Annotated in this window: 17 protein-coding genes; 10 read left to right on the forward strand and 7 right to left on the reverse strand. The window is 58.7% G+C overall.

Features of this window, described 5'->3' with window-relative positions; genetic code table 11:
• Positions 1-216: 216 nt before the first annotated feature.
• The gene (locus tag D882_RS01000000131325; RefSeq protein WP_032833628.1) at positions 217-444 is read right to left on the reverse strand and encodes a hypothetical protein; all 228 of its coding nucleotides are present in this window, start codon (positions 442-444) and stop codon (positions 217-219) included.
• Here D882_RS01000000131325 and icd point away from each other — a divergent pair.
• A complete protein-coding gene (gene icd / locus D882_RS0121425; RefSeq protein ID WP_027925122.1) occupies positions 443-1,699 on the forward strand; it encodes an NADP-dependent isocitrate dehydrogenase in 1,257 nt (418 codons plus the stop codon). The genes D882_RS01000000131325 and icd overlap by 2 nt on opposite strands.
• Positions 1,700-1,759: 60 nt before the next feature.
• Here the strand turns inward: icd and D882_RS0121430 are convergent, their stop codons facing one another.
• Positions 1,760-2,041: a cold shock domain-containing protein gene (locus D882_RS0121430; protein WP_027925123.1), complete on the reverse strand. Its 282-nt coding sequence runs from the start codon at positions 2,039-2,041 to the stop codon at positions 1,760-1,762.
• A 225-nt stretch (positions 2,042-2,266) separates the two neighbouring features.
• Here D882_RS0121430 and clpS point away from each other — a divergent pair, with 225 nt between their 5' ends.
• The 3 genes from clpS to D882_RS0121450 all read left to right on the forward strand — a co-directional run bounded on the left by clpS (position 2,267) and on the right by D882_RS0121450 (position 7,276).
• Complete coding sequence (gene clpS / locus D882_RS0121435) at positions 2,267-2,629, forward strand: ATP-dependent Clp protease adapter ClpS (RefSeq protein WP_027925124.1); 363 nt, start codon at positions 2,267-2,269, stop codon at positions 2,627-2,629.
• A 30-nt stretch (positions 2,630-2,659) separates the two neighbouring features.
• Complete coding sequence (gene clpA, locus D882_RS0121440; RefSeq protein WP_027925125.1) at positions 2,660-4,930, forward strand: ATP-dependent Clp protease ATP-binding subunit ClpA; 2,271 nt, start codon at positions 2,660-2,662, stop codon at positions 4,928-4,930.
• 817 nt (positions 4,931-5,747) lie between these two features.
• A protein-coding gene (locus D882_RS0121450) for an IS3 family transposase (RefSeq protein ID WP_256218453.1) occupies positions 5,748-7,276 on the forward strand; the annotation gives its coding sequence in 2 pieces (ribosomal slippage) (positions 5,748-6,207 and positions 6,207-7,276; 1,530 coding nt in all).
• A gap of 185 nt (positions 7,277-7,461) precedes the next feature.
• Here D882_RS0121450 and infA read toward each other — a convergent pair.
• The 4 genes from infA to trxB form a co-directional block, all read right to left on the reverse strand.
• Positions 7,462-7,680 (reverse strand): translation initiation factor IF-1, encoded by a 219-nt coding sequence (infA, locus tag D882_RS0121455; protein WP_002553999.1) that lies wholly within the window; start codon positions 7,678-7,680, stop codon positions 7,462-7,464.
• A 100-nt stretch (positions 7,681-7,780) separates the two neighbouring features.
• Entirely contained in the window at positions 7,781-8,488 is a 708-nt protein-coding gene (locus tag D882_RS0121460) for an arginyltransferase (RefSeq protein WP_027925128.1), read from the reverse strand.
• A gap of 57 nt (positions 8,489-8,545) precedes the next feature.
• Positions 8,546-9,226 carry a leucyl/phenylalanyl-tRNA--protein transferase gene (gene aat, locus D882_RS0121465; protein ID WP_027925129.1) on the reverse strand — a complete coding sequence of 227 codons (681 nt, stop codon included), beginning with the start codon at positions 9,224-9,226 and terminating at the stop codon, positions 8,546-8,548.
• Positions 9,227-9,290: 64 nt separating this feature from the next.
• The gene (gene trxB / locus D882_RS0121470; RefSeq protein ID WP_027925130.1) at positions 9,291-10,250 is read right to left on the reverse strand and encodes a thioredoxin-disulfide reductase; all 960 of its coding nucleotides are present in this window, start codon (positions 10,248-10,250) and stop codon (positions 9,291-9,293) included.
• Positions 10,251-10,558: 308 nt separating this feature from the next.
• On the opposite strand from trxB, the gene D882_RS0121475 reads away from it, so the two are divergent.
• The 6 genes from D882_RS0121475 to cysG all read left to right on the forward strand — a co-directional run bounded on the left by D882_RS0121475 (position 10,559) and on the right by cysG (position 18,105).
• The gene (locus D882_RS0121475; protein WP_027925131.1) at positions 10,559-12,964 is read left to right on the forward strand and encodes a DNA translocase FtsK; all 2,406 of its coding nucleotides are present in this window, start codon (positions 10,559-10,561) and stop codon (positions 12,962-12,964) included.
• A 68-nt stretch (positions 12,965-13,032) separates the two neighbouring features.
• On the forward strand, positions 13,033-13,656 hold the full coding sequence (gene lolA, locus D882_RS0121480; protein WP_027925132.1) for an outer membrane lipoprotein chaperone LolA: 624 nt from the start codon (positions 13,033-13,035) through the stop codon (positions 13,654-13,656).
• Between the two features lie 60 nt (positions 13,657-13,716).
• Complete coding sequence (locus D882_RS0121485; RefSeq protein WP_027925133.1) at positions 13,717-15,039, forward strand: replication-associated recombination protein A; 1,323 nt, start codon at positions 13,717-13,719, stop codon at positions 15,037-15,039.
• Positions 15,039-15,413, forward strand: a complete 375-nt coding sequence (crcB, locus tag D882_RS0121490; RefSeq protein WP_027925134.1) for a fluoride efflux transporter CrcB — start codon at positions 15,039-15,041, stop codon at positions 15,411-15,413. The genes D882_RS0121485 and crcB overlap by 1 nt, the downstream gene beginning before the upstream one ends.
• 16 nt (positions 15,414-15,429) lie before the next feature.
• Entirely contained in the window at positions 15,430-16,710 is a 1,281-nt protein-coding gene (gene serS / locus D882_RS0121495) for a serine--tRNA ligase (protein ID WP_027925135.1), read from the forward strand.
• On the forward strand, positions 16,711-18,105 hold the full coding sequence (cysG, locus tag D882_RS0121500; protein WP_027925136.1) for a siroheme synthase CysG: 1,395 nt from the start codon (positions 16,711-16,713) through the stop codon (positions 18,103-18,105).
• A 106-nt stretch (positions 18,106-18,211) separates the two neighbouring features.
• Here the strand turns inward: cysG and D882_RS0121505 are convergent, their stop codons facing one another.
• Positions 18,212-19,213, reverse strand: coding sequence for a glutathione S-transferase family protein (locus D882_RS0121505; protein ID WP_027925137.1), 1,002 nt, complete (start codon positions 19,211-19,213; stop codon positions 18,212-18,214).
• Positions 19,214-19,296: the final 83 nt, after the last annotated feature.

A 19,296-nucleotide genomic window follows, 5' to 3' on the forward strand; every position in this document is an offset into this window, starting at 1 on the left:
GCGCCGGGTAAGCGCGTTCGTTCAAAGTCATCCATGAGCCGAATATCGAGGTTTCGTTGCTGTGATGTTGGGTGCATCAGTAGGGCGTCAAGCATTCGGACTGCGGTAACAGACCGGCTTATAGGGCGGAAAGTCTCGTCATAGAGCCTCTCCACCGTCGTGACCCTTTAGTCAGCGGCGGCATTATACATAGGTAGCTGGCAATCTGCCGATGGTTCATGAGTAAGGAATATCGTCCATTGGTCTAAAGGTCGCAGGGGCGAGTGGGGCGTAGAGTCGTTCGTCGTGCTCGACTTTGGCGCTTTTCCCTTTGCTTTCAGGCTTGTAGCCCGCGAGGAATGCAGCTTTGCGGCAGATGGATGGAACATAGGGTTTGCGCGCCGATTTAACTGGGTTACGCTCGAACGAAGCCAGATGTTCAATCCAAACAATGGAGTTCAGCATGGGATACAAGAAGATTCAGGTTCCAGCAGTCGGCGACAAAATCACCGTCAACGCGGACCATTCTCTCAATGTTCCTAACAACCCGATCATCCCCTTCATCGAAGGCGATGGTATTGGTGTTGATATCAGCCCGGTCATGATCAAGGTTGTCGATGCTGCTGTTAAGAAGGCTTACGGCGGCGAGCGCAAAATTTCCTGGATGGAAGTCTACGCCGGGGAAAAAGCGACTCAGGTTTACGATCAGGACACCTGGCTACCCCAGGAAACCCTGGACGCAGTTAAAGATTACGTGGTTTCCATCAAGGGCCCGCTGACCACCCCGGTCGGTGGCGGCATCCGTTCCCTGAACGTGGCCCTGCGTCAGCAACTCGACCTTTATGTGTGCCTGCGCCCTGTGCGCTGGTTCGAAGGTGTGCCTAGCCCGGTGAAAAAGCCAGGCGACGTCGACATGACGATTTTCCGTGAGAACTCGGAAGACATCTACGCCGGTATCGAGTGGAAAGCCGGTTCGCCGGAAGCAACCAAAGTCATCAAGTTCCTTAAAGATGAAATGGGTGTCACCAAGATCCGTTTCGACGAAAACTGCGGTATCGGCATTAAGCCGGTTTCGCTGCAAGGCACCAAGCGCCTGGCGCGCAAGGCCCTGCAGTATGTGGTCGACAACGACCGCGACTCGCTGACCATCGTGCACAAAGGCAACATCATGAAGTTCACCGAAGGTGCCTTCAAGGAATGGGCCTACGAAGTGGCGGCTGAAGAGTTCGGCGCGACCCTGCTCGACGGCGGTCCGTGGATGCAGTTCAAGAACCCGAAAACCGGCAAGAACGTCATCGTCAAGGACGCCATCGCCGACGCCATGCTCCAGCAGATCCTGCTGCGCCCGGCCGAATACGATGTGATCGCGACCTTGAACCTGAACGGCGACTACCTCTCCGACGCCCTGGCGGCGGAAGTGGGCGGTATCGGTATCGCGCCGGGTGCCAACCTGTCCGACACCATTGCCATGTTCGAAGCGACCCACGGTACTGCGCCGAAGTACGCCGGCAAGGACCAGGTCAATCCGGGCTCGCTGATCCTGTCTGCTGAAATGATGCTGCGTCACATGGGCTGGACCGAAGCGGCCGACCTGATCATCAAGGGCACCAATGGCGCGATTTCCGCCAAGACCGTGACCTATGACTTCGAACGCCTGATGGACGGCGCGAAGCTGGTGTCGTCTTCCGGTTTTGGTGATGCGCTGATCTCGCATATGTAAGCGAGCCGGTACAAAAAAACCGCCCTCGGGCGGTTTTTTCATGTCTGAATGCCGGTTGCGTCAGTTCGATACCGTCTCCTGCTGGGTGGCGGGAGCGACTGGTTCGCTCACTGACGGGGCGGCCCCAATGTTTACGGCGTGCAGTCCCTTGGGGCCTTGAACGATCTCGAAGTAAACGACCTGTCCGGCCTTGAGGGTCTTGTAGCCCTCCATCTTGATGGCCGAATAGTGGGTAAAGAAATCGATTTCCTTGCCATCCTCATCACGACCTTCTCTGGCGTCGGTGTTAATGAAACCGAATCCCTTGGCGTTGTTGAACCATTTCACCTTGCCGACTGCCATGCTCATATCCCTCTGCAACAGACTCCATCACTGGAGTATCATCCAGTACATCCGCAGTCTAATCTTGGAATTAAGATTGACTCCGCGGACCTTTTTTACCCACTGTGGGCTCTATTGGTTGTAACACCGTTTTCCCGATAGTCAAGGTGACCGGGCGGTCGGTGTTGAAATCGTCCCTGGGCGCCCCCACCACTGTATTAGCACAACTGACGAACCTTTCTTTCCATGCATGCAATCAGCCAGATTCGACTAACATTCAATCAGGATCATCCTGATTCACACGACGACGATTCAGCGGGTATTGCTGTTCAGGAGGCAAAGCCTGCGTTACAGGCGCCGCCGATGTACAAGGTGGTTTTGTTCAACGATGACTACACACCGATGGATTTCGTCGTCGAAGTGCTCGAGGTGTTTTTTAACCTGAATCGGGAGCTGGCGACCAAGGTCATGCTGGCCGTCCATACAGAAGGGCGGGCAGTATGTGGAGTGTTTACCCGCGACATCGCCGAGACAAAGGCCATGCAGGTCAACCAGTACGCCAGGGAAAGCCAGCATCCGCTACTCTGTGAAATCGAGAAGGACGGTTAATCGCCGACCACTTGGGTATGAGGTGAAGCTATGTTAAACCGCGAGCTCGAAGTCACCCTCAATCTAGCCTTCAAGGAGGCCCGTTCGAAGCGTCATGAGTTCATGACCGTCGAACATCTCCTGCTGGCCCTATTGGACAATGAGGCTGCCGCCACTGTTTTGCGTGCGTGCGGCGCAAACCTCGACAAACTCAAGCATGACCTGCAGGAGTTCATCGACTCCACCACGCCATTGATCCCTGTCCATGACGAGGATCGTGAAACCCAGCCAACCCTGGGCTTCCAGCGTGTACTGCAACGTGCTGTTTTTCACGTACAGAGCTCGGGCAAACGCGAAGTGACTGGCGCCAACGTGCTGGTCGCGATCTTCAGTGAGCAAGAGAGTCAGGCAGTGTTCCTGCTGAAACAGCAGAGCGTTGCGCGCATCGATGTCGTCAACTACATCGCCCATGGCATTTCCAAAGTGCCCGGGCATGGCGATCACTCTGAAGGTGAGCAAGATATGCAGGACGACGAGGGCGGTGAGTCTTCATCTTCAGGCAATCCTCTGGATGCTTATGCCAGCAACCTCAACGAACTCGCGCGCCAGGGTCGAATCGATCCATTGGTAGGCCGTGAGCTGGAAGTCGAACGCGTCGCACAGATTCTGGCGCGCCGTCGTAAAAACAATCCGCTGTTGGTGGGCGAGGCGGGCGTGGGTAAAACCGCGATTGCCGAAGGCCTGGCCAAACGCATTGTCGACAACCAGGTGCCGGATTTGCTGGCCAACAGCGTGGTGTATTCCCTCGACTTGGGCGCCTTGCTGGCCGGGACCAAATACCGTGGTGATTTCGAGAAGCGCTTCAAGGCGCTGCTCAATGAGCTGAAAAAACGTCCGCAGGCGATCCTGTTCATCGACGAAATCCACACCATCATCGGTGCGGGTGCTGCGTCCGGTGGCGTCATGGATGCCTCGAACCTGCTCAAGCCGCTGCTGTCCTCGGGTGATATCCGTTGCATCGGCTCGACCACGTTCCAGGAATTCCGCGGGATCTTCGAGAAGGACCGTGCCCTGGCACGACGCTTCCAGAAGGTCGATGTGTCGGAGCCTTCGGTGGAAGACACCATTGGCATCCTGCGCGGCCTGAAAGGGCGTTTCGAAGCGCACCACAACATCGAATACAGTGATGAGGCGCTGCGTGCGGCGGCTGAACTGGCTTCGCGCTATATCAATGACCGGCACATGCCGGACAAGGCGATCGACGTTATCGACGAGGCGGGCGCCTATCAGCGTCTGCAGCCAATCGAGAAGCGTGTGAAGCGCATCGAGGTGCCTCAGGTCGAGGACATCGTGGCGAAAATCGCCCGGATTCCGCCTAAGCACGTCACCAGCTCCGACAAAGAGTTGCTGCGTAACCTTGAGCGTGACCTGAAGCTGACCGTATTTGGCCAGGATGCCGCCATCGACTCGTTGTCGACGGCGATCAAACTGTCCCGTGCGGGCCTCAAGTCGCCTGACAAGCCTGTCGGTTCGTTCCTGTTCGCAGGGCCGACCGGTGTCGGTAAAACCGAAGCGGCGCGTCAACTGGCCAAGGCGTTGGGCATCGAACTGGTTCGCTTCGACATGTCCGAGTATATGGAGCGCCACACCGTATCGCGTCTGATCGGTGCACCTCCAGGCTACGTCGGGTTCGATCAGGGCGGTCTGCTGACCGAAGCCATCACCAAACAGCCTCACTGCGTGCTGTTGCTCGATGAGATCGAGAAGGCGCATCCGGAAGTCTTTAACCTGCTGCTGCAGGTCATGGACCACGGTACGCTGACCGATAACAACGGGCGCAAGGCGGATTTCCGTAACGTGATCGTCATCATGACGACCAACGCCGGTGCCGAAACAGCGGCGCGTGCTTCGATCGGTTTCACCCATCAGGACCACTCGTCCGATGCGATGGAAGTGATCAAGAAGAGCTTCACGCCAGAGTTCCGCAACCGTCTGGACACCATTATCCAGTTTGGTCGCCTCAGCCATGAGGTCATCAAAAGCGTGGTGGACAAGTTCCTTACCGAGCTTCAGGCGCAGTTGGAAGACAAGCGCGTGCAGCTGGAAGTGACGGACGCAGCGCGCGGCTGGCTGGCAGTGGGTGGCTACGACACGGCAATGGGTGCTCGTCCAATGGCGCGTTTGATCCAGGACAAGATCAAGCGTCCACTGGCCGAAGAGATCCTCTTTGGCGAGCTGGCCGACCATGGTGGTGTGGTGCATATCGATCTGAAGGATGGCGAGCTGACCTTCGAGTTCGAGACCACGGCTGAGATGGCCTGACGGCTGTTGATCTGTTGTAAAGCGAAAGGCGCCTTCGGGCGCCTTTTTGCTGTTTGGGGTTTGGGGGGGGGTGGGTTTGGGTGTATATCCGTTGGTGCGGTAACGGCGGCTGGCGGTTTCGCCCTTACGGCGACTCACTTTTTTTACAAACGCCTAAAAAAAGTAAGCAAAAAAACGCTTGCTCCTACGTTCGGCCCACTCGCTGGGGCTCGGGGTTCCTTCGCTCCGGGATCCATCCGGGGGCATCGCCTCCGGTTTGCTTCGCTGCACCTCCTCTCGATGTGTTCGACTTCGTCGAACGGTCGCTGCGCTCCCACCCCGGATGAATCCCTCCCCTCAGCCTTCCGATGTCGCCCGTGGATCAAGATCAAGAGCTGCAGCCGAGCTAACGCTCATCCTGTTGAGTGGTGAGAAGCACATGCACACCCATCCCCTGTAGGAGCTGTCGAGTGAAACGAGGCTGCGATCTTTTAATCTTTTAATCTTTTAATCTTTTAATCTTTTGATCTGCTGTGGCTGTGGCTGTGGCTGTGGCTTTTGATCTTGATCTGCTTTTGATCTTTCGCCCCTTCGGCAGCCCGAGCGTAGGTGTCCATCAGGGGGTTAGGCGGCACACATCGAGAGGAGGTCGTCGCGAAGCAGACCGGAGGCGATGCCCCCTGATGGACACCGTAGCGAGGGTACGCGGAGCCTCAGCGAGGCGCCGTACGCCGGGGCGAAGACTTTTTGGTTACTTTTGAGGCGTTCCCTCCGTGTCAGGCTACCTGTCGCCCTTGTTGATTGACTCACTCATGCAAGAGGGCGAAGGTGTTTAGCAATGTCCAAGCGCTATAACGAAGACTTCAAAGATTGGGTCGTCCTGCAAATGATGCCGCCCCTCAATCGCTCAGTGGCGGAACTCGCCGTTGCACTTAATCTCACGCCTCAGTCACTGCGAAACTGGAGACAAATGGCTAGAGATAAAGGTTTGATCGTGCCAGGAAATGGCAAGACCAGTGATCAATGGTCCAGCGCCGATAAATTCAACGCTGTGATGGAAACAGCACCGTTGAGTGAGGTGGAGATTTCTCAGTACTGCCGGCTCAAGGGCATCTACCCGGAGCAAATCCGTCAATGGCGCGAGATCTGCCAAAACGCCAATATTCTTGCTGATCTGAAACCCAATGTAGAGAAAACTGCCGAACAACGGCGGATTAAAGAATTGGAGCGTCAGTTGATCCGGTCAGATGCTGGGCGTGCTGAGGCGGAGGCTTTGCTGGCACTCAGAAAAAAAGCCAATGCGATCTGGGGCAAGGACAAGGAAGACTGATCGACGCCTTTGATCGCACGCAAGCCATGAAGTTGATTGCAGACGCGGTACTGAATGGCGCTCGTCGATATCGAGCGTGCAATGAGTTGGGGTTGAGCCTGCGCACAGTCCAACGCTGGCGACACACTGGTTGTGATCGACGACGACTGGCTCAACGGGCAGCTCCGGCTAATAAGCTCAGTGAGACGGAGCGCCAAGCAGTGCTTGATGCCGCCAATCAGGCTGGCTACGCCAGCCTCACCCCGTACCAAATCGTTCCTAAGCTGGCCGATGAAGGCATCTACCTGGCTTCGGAGTCGACGTTTTATCGTGTGTTAAAAACCGCCAACCAAAACGTGCGTCGTGGCAGAACCAAAGCCCCGAAACGCAGGGTGCTGACGACTCATCGCGCTGACAGCCCCAATCAGGTGTGGTGCTGGGATATCACCTGGTTGCCAAGTACCGTCAGAGGCCGGTTTTTCTACTGGTACATGGTCAAGGATGTCTACAGCCGCAAGCTGGTCGCCAATGAAGTACATGAGGTGGAGTGCGCCGAACACGCGTGCGAACTGCTCAGAAAGGGGTGCTTACGTGAACACACAGCGGGTCGCCCGCTGGTGCTGCACTCGGATAACGGGCACGTGATGAGAGGTTCTTTGTTGCGTGAAAGTATGGTTGCGCTGGGCGTCGAGCCATCCTTTAGCCGGCCTAGGGTGAGCAACGATAACGCTTATGCCGAGGCACTGTTCCGCACCGCTAAGTACTGCCCACTCTGGCCGGATCAACCTTTTGAAACGGTGACTGATGCAAGGCTTTGGGTGCAGAAATTCATCGAGTGGTACAACGAAGATCACCGCCACAGTGCCTTGAAATACGTGACACCAAACGAGCGACACGAAGGCAAAGCGACGGCTTTATTACAAGCTAGAGCAGCGCTTTATGAAGAGGCCAGGGAAGCGAATCCGAGCCGCTGGAGTACCAGGACACGCAACTGGAAGCTGGCAGATGCGGTGTATTTGAACCCAGAACGCCCTGAAGTTAACGGCGCAATGGGTTAGCAGCGGAAGTACCAAGGCGACAGGTACCTTGACACGTACCGCGTTTGTCAAAAGTGACTCGCTGTAAGAGTGAAACCGCCAGCCGCCGTGACCGCAGCAACGGATATACACACAACCCCCAAACCCCACCAAATCGCAGACAAACAAAAACGCCCGGCAGAGCCGGGCGTTTTGTATTGACTTGATTAGCGAGCGCGGTAAGTGATGCGCCCTTTGCTCAAGTCATAGGGCGTCAGCTCGACGCGCACTTTGTCACCGGTAAGAATACGAATGTAGTTCTTGCGCATCTTGCCGGAGATATGCGCGGTTACGACGTGCCCATTTTCCAACTCCACACGAAACATGGTGTTGGGCAGGGTGTCGACGACAGTGCCTTCCATTTCGAAGCTGTCTTCTTTCGACATGCAGTAAAGCCCTCGGTGTCCAATGAATGGCCCGGTGCAACTGCGCCAGGCAAAAGCGGCGTGCATTGTGCCCGAAAAATGGGGTTTAAGCCAAGGGGTTCTAGTTCAGGATGACCCAGCGCTGATTAATCAGCAGTTCGATAGGCCGATATTGGGTCTTGTAGCTCATCTTTTTGCAGTTTTTGATCCAGTAGCCGAGATAGACGGCCTCCAGTCCAAGGCGCCGGGTCTCGCCGATCTGCCACAGGATCGCAAAACGCCCCAGGCTGCGACGTTCTTCGGACGGTTCGTAAAAGGTGTAAACCGCCGACAGACCGTTCGGCAGTAAGTCGGTGACGGCCACCGCCAGCAGCCGCCCTGCGAGACGAAATTCGTAGAAACGCGAGAACGGCAGATCCCTCACAAGGAACGTGGAGAATTGATCACGACTCGGCGGGTACATGTCGCCATCCGCGTGGCGCTGTTCGATGTAGCGCTGGTAGAGGTCGAAATACTCTTCGCTGAACTGCGCCCTGGCGGGGCGAACCTGCAGGTCGGCATTGCGTTTGAAAATGCGCTTCTGTTGGCGATTGGGGGTGAATTGCGCCACAGGGATGCGCGCCGGGACGCACGCGTTGCAGTTCTGGCAATGAGGCCGGTAGAGGTGGTCGCCGCTGCGCCGAAAACCCATTTCAGACAAATCTGCATAGACATGCACATCCATGGGCTGGCTAGGGTCGAGAAACAGGGTCGTGGCCTGTTCATCTGGCAGATAGCTGCAAGAGTGGGGCTGAGTGGCATAGAACTTCAAACGCGCCAACTCGGTCATGATCAACCCTCGGGAAAAAGCTTTGAATTAAGTGTAAGCCACCGGCGCGAAAGTCGCTCAGCAAACCCATGTGGCGCGGTTGGGTTGATCCAGGTGCTGCGCCAGGTAACCGGCGAATTCGCGGCGTGGGATCGCTCGTGCGCCAAGACTGTGCAGATGATCGGTCGGCATCTGGCAGTCAATCAGCACAAAACCCGAGTCTTTCAGATGTCGCACCAGTGTGGCAAAGCCAAATTTGGAGGCGTTGTCGGCGCGGCTGAACATGGACTCGCCGAAGAACAACTGCCCCATCGCCAGGCCGTACAGCCCGCCAACCAGCTCGCCCTGATCCCAGACTTCCACCGAATGCGCATGGCCGCGCCTGTGCAGTTCAATGTAGGCGTCCTGCATGGCCTGGGTGATCCAGGTGCCGTCGGCGTAATCACGCGGCGCGGCGCAGGCACGGATGACGGCGGCGAAATCCTGATCGAAGGTCACTTGATAGCGCTGTTGGCGCAGCAATTTACCCAGGCTGCGGGAAACATGCAGTTCGTCGGGAAACAACACGGTGCGCGGATCCGGCGACCACCAGAGAATCGGCTGGCCTTCAGAGAACCACGGAAAGCAGCCATGGCGATAGGCCTGAATCAGACGATCGGCAGACAGATCGCCCCCGGCAGCCAAGAGCCCGTTGGGGTCGCGCATGGCTTTTTCCAGCGGGGGGAAGGTCAGGGTATTGCGTTGTAACCAAGTCAGCATGGCATCCGGGCTTGCAGAAGGGGAGGGCGGTGGCGGGCTGGTGGGCCCGCCGTAAAGTGTGCCGTTAAACGGTGGGAATGTCGTCGAGGTATTTTTCGGCGTCCAGTGCGGCCATGCAACCGGCCCCGGCGGACGTGACGGCCTGGCGGTAAACGTGATCGGCGACATCGCCGGCGGCAAACACGCCGGGGATTGCGGTGGCGGTGGCGTCGCCTTCGTTGCCGCTTTTGACCCGCAGATAGCCGTCGCGCATCGGCAGTTGATCGATAAACAGATCGGTATTGGGTTTATGGCCGATGGCGATGAACACGCCGGCCAGCGCCAATTCACGGGTTTCGCCGGTCTGGCTGTCGCGCAGGCGGGCGCCGGTCACGCCGCTGGCATCGCCCAGCACTTCATCCAGATTCTGATTCCAGTGCAGGCGAATATTGCCGTTGGCGGCTTTCTCGAACAGTTTGTCCTGGAGGATTTTCTCCGAGCGCAGCTTATCGCGACGGTGAATCAGATGGACTTCCTTGGCGATGTTCGACAGATACAGGGCCTCTTCAACGGCGGTATTGCCGCCACCGATCACCGCCACCACCTGATTGCGGTAGAAAAAGCCGTCGCAGGTCGCGCAGGCGGAAACCCCTCGGCCGGCGAACGTCTCTTCCGAGGGCAGGCCCAGGTATTGCGCCGAAGCGCCGGTGGCGATGATCAGGGCGTCGCAGGTGTAGGTGCCGCCGTCGCCAATCAGTTCAAACGGGCGCTGTTGCAACTTGGCGGTGTGGATGTGGTCGTAAACGATCTCTGTGTCAAAGCGTTCGGCGTGTTTTTGCATGCGCTCCATCAGCACCGGGCCGGTGAGCCCTTCGACGTCGCCGGGCCAGTTGTCGACTTCGACAGTGGTGGTGAGCTGGCCACCTGCCTGTATGCCGGTAATGACAACGGGTTTGAGGTTGGCGCGGGCGGCATAAACGGCTGCGCTGTAACCGGCAGGGCCGGAACCCAGAATGATCAGGCGTGAATGCTTCGCTTCGCTCATAAAAACACCTCATAAGCCTTTGTCACGAAAGAGAATGCATGCTCAAATTGGCCGCATATACCGGCACTTTTTGGCTATGCTGTACCCAGTGCCTCACGCATGTTATCGGGCGAACAAACCCGTACAATGCCTGCGTGCAAAGGGGGTTGTAACAAAATAAGCAGTGCTCACCATGTTTATAAAAGACGGGGTGCAGTGTTAAAAGTAGTCCCGGTTGAGCCTGTTCACTTTTTTACCTGCCTGGATTGGGCAGTTTTTTATAGTCATTCAACAGATGGACGCGCCTCGGGCGCAGGAAAAGAAGCGTTTTGAAGAAATCCACCGCAGCACCCAAAACAGTCGTTCCGCTCTGGCGCCAGCATTTGCACTACCGGCTCAAGGAAGGTGCATTGATCGCCATTGGCGCCTTGTGCCTGTTCCTGATGATGGCCTTGCTGACTTACGGCAAGGACGATCCGGGCTGGAGTCACAACAGCAAGATTGATGACGTGCAGAACTTCGGCGGTCCCGCCGGTTCCTACAGCGCTGACATCCTGTTCATGGTGCTGGGTTACTTCGCCTATATCTTCCCGTTGCTGCTCGCGGTCAAGGTCTATCAGATCTTCCGTCAGCGCCACGAGCCGTGGCAGTGGAGCGGCTGGCTGTTCTCCTGGCGCCTGATCGGCCTGGTGTTTCTGGTGCTGTCTGGCGCCGCCCTGGCGCACATCCATTTCCACGCCGCCACCGGCCTTCCGGCGGGTGCTGGCGGCGCTTTAGGCGAAAGCCTTGGCGACCTGGCGAAGAACGCGCTGAATATCCAGGGCAGCACGCTGCTGTTCATCGCGCTGTTCCTGTTTGGCCTGACGGTGTTCACCGACCTGTCATGGTTCAAGGTGATGGACGTCACCGGCAAGATCACCCTCGACCTGTTCGAACTGTTCCAGGGCGCGGCCAATCGCTGGTGGGCAGCCCGTACCGAACGCAAGCAACTGGTGGCGCAACTGCGTGAAGTCGATGATCGCGTGCATGACGTGGTCGCACCGACCGTCACCGACAAGCGCGAGCAGGCCAAGGTCAAGGAACGCCTGATCGAACGCGAACAGGCCCTGAGCAAGCACATGTCCGAGCGCGAGAAGCAGGTACCGCCGGTCATTGCGCCAGCGCCGCCGAAACCCGCTGCACCGAGCAAGCGTGTGGAGAAAGAGAAGCAGGCACCGTTGTTCGTCGACAGCGCCGTGGAAGGCACCTTGCCGCCGATCTCGATCCTCGACCCTGCGGAAAAGAAACAACTCAATTACTCGCCCGAATCCCTGGCTGCGGTTGGCCATTTGCTGGAAATCAAGCTCAAGGAATTCGGCGTCGAAGTCTCGGTGGATTCGATCCACCCGGGCCCGGTGATTACCCGTTACGAAATTCAACCGGCGGCAGGCGTGAAAGTCAGCCGTATCGCCAACCTGGCGAAAGACCTGGCACGTTCCCTGGCCGTGACCAGTGTGCGTGTGGTTGAAGTGATTCCCGGCAAGACCACCGTCGGTATCGAGATCCCCAACGAGGACCGCCAGATCGTGCGGTTCTCCGAAGTGCTGTCGACTCCTGAGTACGACAACTTCAAGTCGCCGGTCACCCTGGCCCTCGGTCACGACATCGGCGGCAAGCCGGTCATCACTGACCTGGCGAAAATGCCGCACTTGCTGGTGGCCGGTACGACCGGTTCCGGTAAGTCGGTGGGCGTGAACGCGATGATCCTGTCGATCCTGTTCAAGTCCGGCCCTGAAGACGCCAAACTGATCATGATCGACCCGAAAATGCTTGAGCTGTCGATCTACGAAGGCATCCCGCACTTGCTGTGCCCGGTCGTGACCGACATGAAGGACGCGGCCAACGCCCTGCGCTGGAGCGTGGCGGAGATGGAGCGGCGCTATAAACTGATGGCGAAGATGGGCGTACGAAACCTGTCCGGCTTCAACGCCAAGGTCAAGGAAGCCCAGGACGCCGGCACGCCGCTGACCGACCCGTTGTACAAGCGCGAAAGCATTCACGACGAAGCGCCGCTGCTGACCAAGCTGCCGACCATCGTCGTGGTCGTCGACGAATTTGCCGACATGATGATGATCGTCGGCAAGAAGGTTGAAGAACTGATCGCCCGTATCGCCCAGAAGGCCCGTGCTGCCGGTATTCACTTGATCCTGGCGACCCAGCGTCCGTCGGTGGACGTGATCACCGGTCTGATCAAGGCCAACATCCCGACGCGTATGGCGTTCCAGGTGTCAAGCAAGATCGACTCCCGGACCATCATCGACCAGGGCGGTGCCGAACAATTGCTGGGTCACGGTGACATGCTCTACATGCCACCGGGCACCAGTCTGCCGATTCGTGTACACGGCGCGTTCGTGTCCGATGACGAGGTTCACCGCGTGGTGGAAGCCTGGAAACTGCGCGGCGCACCGGAATACAACGACGAAATTCTCGCCGGTGTCGAAGAAGCCGGCAGCGGCTTTGAGAATGGCGGCGGTGGTGGCGACGATGATGCTGAAACCGATGCGCTCTACGACGAAGCGGTGCAGTTCGTCCTGGAAAGCCGTCGCGCGTCCATCTCGGCCGTTCAGCGCAAACTGAAAATCGGCTACAACCGCGCCGCACGCATGATCGAAGCCATGGAAATGGCCGGGGTCGTGACGTCCATGAATACCAACGGTTCGCGTGAAGTCCTGGCGCCTGGCCCGGTACGCGACTGATTTGCTTTGAAGCAGGGTGGCGCAGTGACGCGCCACTCGCACCCCCCACGAATATCAAGAGGACTCCCATGCGTCTTATCCGCATGTTGTTGCTGCCGGTTCTAGCTTTGACCACGCTCTCGGCCCACGCCGATGACAAGGACGTGGCGCGCCTGACCCAATTGCTGGAAAAATCCCAGACATTGACCGCACGTTTCTCCCAGCTGACGCTTGATGGCAGCGGCACCCAGTTGCAGGAAACCGCTGGTGATATGTCGTTGCAGCGCCCGGGTCTGTTCTACTGGCACACCAATGCGCCGGCTGAACAAACCATGGTGTCCGACGGCAAGAAGGTCACCCTGTGGGACCCGGATCTGGAGCAGGTCACTATCAAGACCCTCGACATGCGTCTGACCCAGACCCCGGCGCTGCTGCTGTCTGGTGATGTGTCCAAGATCAGCCAGAGCTTCGACATCAGCGCCAAGGAAGCCGGCGGCGTGATCGACTTCACCCTGAAGCCGAAAACCAAAGACACCTTGTTCGACAGCCTGCGTCTGTCGTTCCGTAACGGTCTGGTCAACGACATGCAACTGATCGACAGCGTCGGTCAGCGCACCAATATCCTGTTCACCGGTGTGAAGGCCAACGAGCCGATCCCGGCGTCCAAGTTCAAGTTCGACATCCCTAAAGGGGCGGACGTGATCCAGGAATAAACCGCAATACCTGTAGGAGTGAGCCTGCAGTGTTCAAGTAGTGAGGTTTCGCAAGTCGTGATGGACCTGTTTCGCAGCGCCCCGATTGCTCAGCCCTTGGCCGCCCGCCTGCGTGCGGCCAATCTGGACGAGTACGTCGGTCAGGAACACCTGCTCGCTCGCGGCAAGCCTTTGCGTGAAGCGCTGGAGCAGGGCGCCCTGCATTCGATGATTTTCTGGGGCCCGCCGGGCGTGGGCAAAACCACCCTGGCGCGGTTGCTGGCGGAAGTCTCGGATGCGCACTTCGAAACGGTCTCGGCGGTGCTGGCCGGCGTGAAGGAAATCCGTCAGGCGGTGGAAATCGCCAAGCAACAGGCCGGGCAGTACGGCAAACGTACGATCTTGTTTGTCGACGAAGTTCACCGCTTCAACAAGTCCCAGCAGGACGCGTTCCTGCCGTACGTTGAAGACGGCACGCTGATTTTTATCGGCGCGACCACCGAAAACCCCTCGTTCGAACTCAACAACGCCTTGCTCTCGCGGGCTCGCGTCTATGTGCTCAAGAGCCTCGACGAAGCGGCACTGCGCAAACTGGTGCATCGCGCGCTGACCGAAGAGCGTGGGTTGGGCAAGCGCCAGCTGACACTCAGCGATGAAGGCTTCCAGATGCTGTTGTCCGCCGCCGATGGCGATGGCCGGCGGCTGCTCAATCTGCTGGAAAACGCCTCGGACCTGGCCGAAGACAACAGCGAGATCGGCGTCGATCTCCTGCAAAGTCTGCTCGGCGATACCCGTCGGCGTTTCGACAAGGGCGGCGAAGCGTTCTACGACCAGATTTCCGCGCTGCATAAATCGGTGCGCGGCTCCAATCCGGACGGCGCGTTGTATTGGTTCGCGCGGATGATCGACGGCGGTTGCGATCCGCTGTACCTGGCCCGGCGCGTGGTGCGCATGGCCAGCGAAGACATCGGCAATGCCGACCCGCGCGCCCTGAGCCTGTGCCTGGCGGCGTGGGAAGTGCAGGAGCGCCTCGGCAGCCCCGAAGGTGAATTGGCGGTGGCCCAGGCCATTACCTATCTGGCCTGCGCGCCGAAAAGCAACGCGGTGTACATGGGCTTCAAGGCCGCGATGCGCAGCGCCACCGAGCACGGTTCGCTGGAAGTGCCGCTGCACCTGCGCAATGCCCCGACCAAATTGATGAAGCAACTCGGCTACGGCGACGAATACCGTTACGCCCACGATGAGCCGGATGCCTACGCCGCGGGCGAAGACTACTTCCCGGAAGAACTCGAACCGCAGCCGTTCTACCAGCCAGTGCCGCGTGGCCTGGAATTGAAGATCGGTGAGAAACTCAATCACCTCGCCCAACTTGACCGTCTAAGCCCTCGGCAGCGGAGAAAATAGTGATTCCATTGGTCATCGCGGTGTCCATCGGCGGTGTCGCCGGCACACTGTTACGTTTTGCTACCGGAAACTGGATCAACGCTAATTGGCCGCGGCACTTCTATACCGCGACGCTGGCCGTTAATATCGTGGGCTGTTTGCTGATCGGTGCTCTATACGGTCTTTTTTTGATTCGTCCGGAGGTGCCGCTTGAGGTGCGTGCCGGGTTGATCGTCGGTTTCCTCGGAGGGCTGACGACTTTTTCATCCTTTTCACTGGATACGGTGCGCCTGCTGGAAAGCGGGCAAGTGCCGCTGGCCCTGGGCTATGCGACGCTCAGCGTATTCGGCGGGCTGCTTGCCACCTGGGCCGGCCTGTCCTTGACCAAACTTTGATAAACGAGAAACCGACATGCTCGATTCCAAACTGTTACGTAGCAACCTTCAGGACGTAGCGGACCGCCTGGCATCCCGTGGCTACACGCTGGATGTTGCGCGCATCGAAGCGCTGGAAGAACAGCGCAAGACCGTCCAGACCCGCACCGAAGCACTGCAGGCTGAGCGTAATGCCCGTTCCAAATCCATCGGTCAGGCCAAGCAGCGCGGCGAAGACATCGCGCCACTGATGGCTGACGTCGAGCGCATGGCCAGCGAATTGAGCGCCGGTAAAGTCGAGCTGGACGCGATCCAGACCGATCTGGATTCGATCCTGCTGGGCATCCCCAACCTGCCGCACGAATCGGTGCCGATTGGCGAAGACGAAGACGGCAATGTCGAAGTCCGTCGCTGGGGCACCCCGACCGCGTTCGATTTCCCGGTTCAGGACCACGTGGCCCTGGGCGAGAAATTCGGCTGGCTGGACTTCGAAACCGCCGCCAAGCTGTCCGGCGCGCGTTTCGCCCTGCTGCGCGGCCCGATTGCCCGTCTGCACCGTGCGCTGGCGCAATTCATGATCAACCTGCACGTTACCGAGCACGGCTACGAAGAGGCCTACACGCCTTATCTGGTCCAGGCGCCGGCGCTGCAAGGCACCGGTCAACTGCCGAAGTTCGAAGAAGACCTGTTCAAGATCGCCCGCGAAGGCGAAGCCGATCTGTACCTGATCCCGACTGCCGAAGTGTCGCTGACCAACATCGTCGCTGGCGAAATCGTTGATTCGAAACTGCTGCCGATCAAGTTCGTGGCCCACACCCCGTGCTTCCGCAGCGAAGCCGGTGCGTCGGGTCGTGACACCCGCGGCATGATCCGTCAGCACCAGTTCGACAAAGTTGAAATGGTCCAGATCGTTGAGCCGTCGACCTCGATGGAAGCGCTGGAAAGCCTGACCGCCAACGCCGAGAAAGTCCTGCAACTGCTGGAGCTGCCTTACCGCACCCTGGCGCTGTGCACCGGCGACATGGGCTTCAGCGCGGTCAAGACGTACGACCTGGAAGTGTGGATTCCGAGCCAGGACAAGTACCGCGAGATTTCGTCGTGCTCCAACTGCGGCGATTTCCAGGCCCGTCGCATGCAAGCGCGTTTCCGCAACCCGGAATCCGGCAAGCCTGAACTGGTTCACACCCTGAACGGTTCCGGCCTGGCGGTCGGTCGTACCCTGGTGGCGGTGCTGGAGAACTATCAGCAGGCCGACGGTTCGATCCGCGTGCCTGACGTGCTGAAGCCTTACATGGGTGGCCTTGAGGTCATCGGCTAAATGAACTATCTGCCGCTGTTTCACAACCTGCGCGGCAGTCGTGTGTTGGTTGTCGGTGGGGGGGAGATTGCCTTGCGCAAATCCCGCCTGCTGGCCGATGCCGGTGCGCTGCTGCGGGTGGTTGCACCTGAAATCGAACCGCAACTGCGCGAACTGGTGGCCGGCAGCGGCGGCGAGTGCCTGTTACGGGGTTATGTCGAAACGGATCTGGACGGTTGCGGGCTGATCATTGCCGCCACCGACGACGAGCCATTGAACGCGCAAGTGTCCGCCGATGCCCATCGGCGGTGTGTGCCGGTCAACGTCGTTGACGCACCGGCCCTGTGCAGCGTGATCTTTCCGGCGATTGTCGATCGTTCCCCGCTGATTATTGCGGTGTCCAGTGGCGGCGATGCGCCGGTGCTGGCCCGGTTGATTCGCGCCAAGATTGAAACCTGGATTCCTTCTACCTACGGTCAACTGGCCGGTTTGGCGGCGCGTTTCCGCCATCAGGTCAAAGGTCTGTTTCCGGATGTGCAGCAGCGTCGCGGGTTCTGGGAAGACGTCTTCCAAGGCCCGATTGCTGACCGGCAACTGGCCGGGCAGGGCGCCGAAGCCGAACGTCTGTTGCAGGCGAAAATCGACGGCGAAGCGGATGTCACCACCGGTGAGGTGTACCTGGTCGGGGCAGGACCGGGTGATCCCGACCTGCTGACGTTCCGTGCCTTGCGGCTGATGCAGCAAGCTGACGTGGTGTTGTATGACCGCTTGGTGGCCCCGGCGATTCTGGAATTGTGCCGTCGTGATGCCGAGCGCGTTTACGTCGGCAAGCGCCGCGCCGATCACGCCGTGCCGCAGGATCAGATCAACCAGCAACTGGTCGATCTGGCCAAGGCTGGCAAGCGCGTGGTGCGGTTGAAGGGCGGTGATCCGTTTATCTTCGGTCGCGGCGGTGAAGAGATCGAAGAGCTGGCGGCCCATGGCATCCCGTTCCAGGTGGTGCCGGGTATCACGGCGGCCAGCGGTTGCGCGGCGTACGCCGGGATTCCGCTGACCCATCGCGATTACGCCCAGTCCGTACGGTTTGTCACCGGGCATTTGAAGGACGGTTCCACCGATCTGCCGTGGGCCGACCTCGTCGCGCCGGCGCAGACGCTGGTGTTCTACATGGGCCTGGTGGGCTTGCCGGTTATCTGCGAGCAGTTGATCAAGCACGGTCGCGGTGCGGATACCCCGGCGGCGTTGATTCAGCAGGGCACTACGGTCAATCAGCGGGTGTTTACCGGCACGTTGGCGGACCTGCCACGGTTGGTCGCGGAGCATGAAGTGCATGCGCCGACGTTGGTGATTGTTGGGGAAGTGGTGCAACTGCGCGAGAAACTGGCGTGGTTCGAAGGGGCTCAGGCGCAAGTCTAGAGACCGAGTCGCCTCCATCGCGGGCAAGCCCGGCTCCTACAGTGATTTGTGTCGTTGTAGGAACCGAGCTTGCTCGCGATGGGGCCTTCAAATCCTGCACAAAACCTCAGGCCTTGCGCCAAACCCCTTTTCCGCTCAACCGCGCCCGATCATGCGCCACGGTAAAGTCCTGTGCCGGCCCTTTCGGCACAATCCCGGTCGGGTTGATGGTCTTGTGGCTGCCGTAGTAGTGATGCTTGATGTGCTCAAAACTCACCGTCTCGGCAATCCCCGGCCACTGGTAAATCTCACGCAACCAGTTCGACAGGTTCGGATAATCGGCAATCCGCCGCAGGTTGCACTTGAAGTGCCCGTGGTACACCGCGTCAAAACGAATCAGCGTGGTGAACAGCCGAATATCCGCTTCGGTCAGGTATTCGCCGGTCAGGTAACGATTGGCGCCTAACAGCTGCTCCAGCCGATCCAGTACTTCAAACAAACCATCAAACGCTTCTTCATAAGCGTGCTGCGAGGTCGCAAACCCGGCGCGGTACACGCCGTTGTTCACCGCCGGGTAAATCCGCTCATTCAACGCATCGATTTCACCGCGCAGTGGCTCAGGGTAGAAATCCAGGTCATTGCCGGTCAGGTCATCGAATGCGCTGTTGAACATGCGGATGATCTCCGCCGATTCATTGTTGACGATGCGGTTCTGTTGTTTGTCCCACAGCACCGGCACCGTGACGCGGCCAGTGTAGTTGGCGGTGTCGGCGGTGTAACGCTGGTGCATGAAGTCGAGATGATCGAGTTTGTCGCCGGTAGAGCCCAGGCGCTGGTCGAAGGTCCAGCCGTTTTCCAGCATCAGCCAACTGACCACCGATACGTCGATCAGGTTTTCGAGGCCTTTGAGTTTGCGCAGGATCAGCGTGCGGTGAGCCCACGGACAGGCGAGGGACACGTAGAGGTGATAGCGGCCGGCTTCGGCGGCAAAGCCACCGACACCGGTCAGGCCCGGCTTGCCGTCGGTGGTGACCCAGTTGCGGCGTTGCGCCTGTTCGCGCTGGAACGCGCCGTCCTTGCCGCTTTCGTACCACTGGTCTTGCCAGCGGCCTTCGACTAATAAACCCATGATCAAGACTCCTCAAACCGATAAATCGTTGGAGAGGAGTCTATGCCCATCAGTTCGAACAAATAGCGCAAAGGTTGGGCAGT

Origin of the sequence: Pseudomonas sp. URMO17WK12:I12 (assembly GCF_000514395.1) — a bacterium.
GTDB lineage: Bacteria > Pseudomonadota > Gammaproteobacteria > Pseudomonadales > Pseudomonadaceae > Aquipseudomonas > Aquipseudomonas mucoides.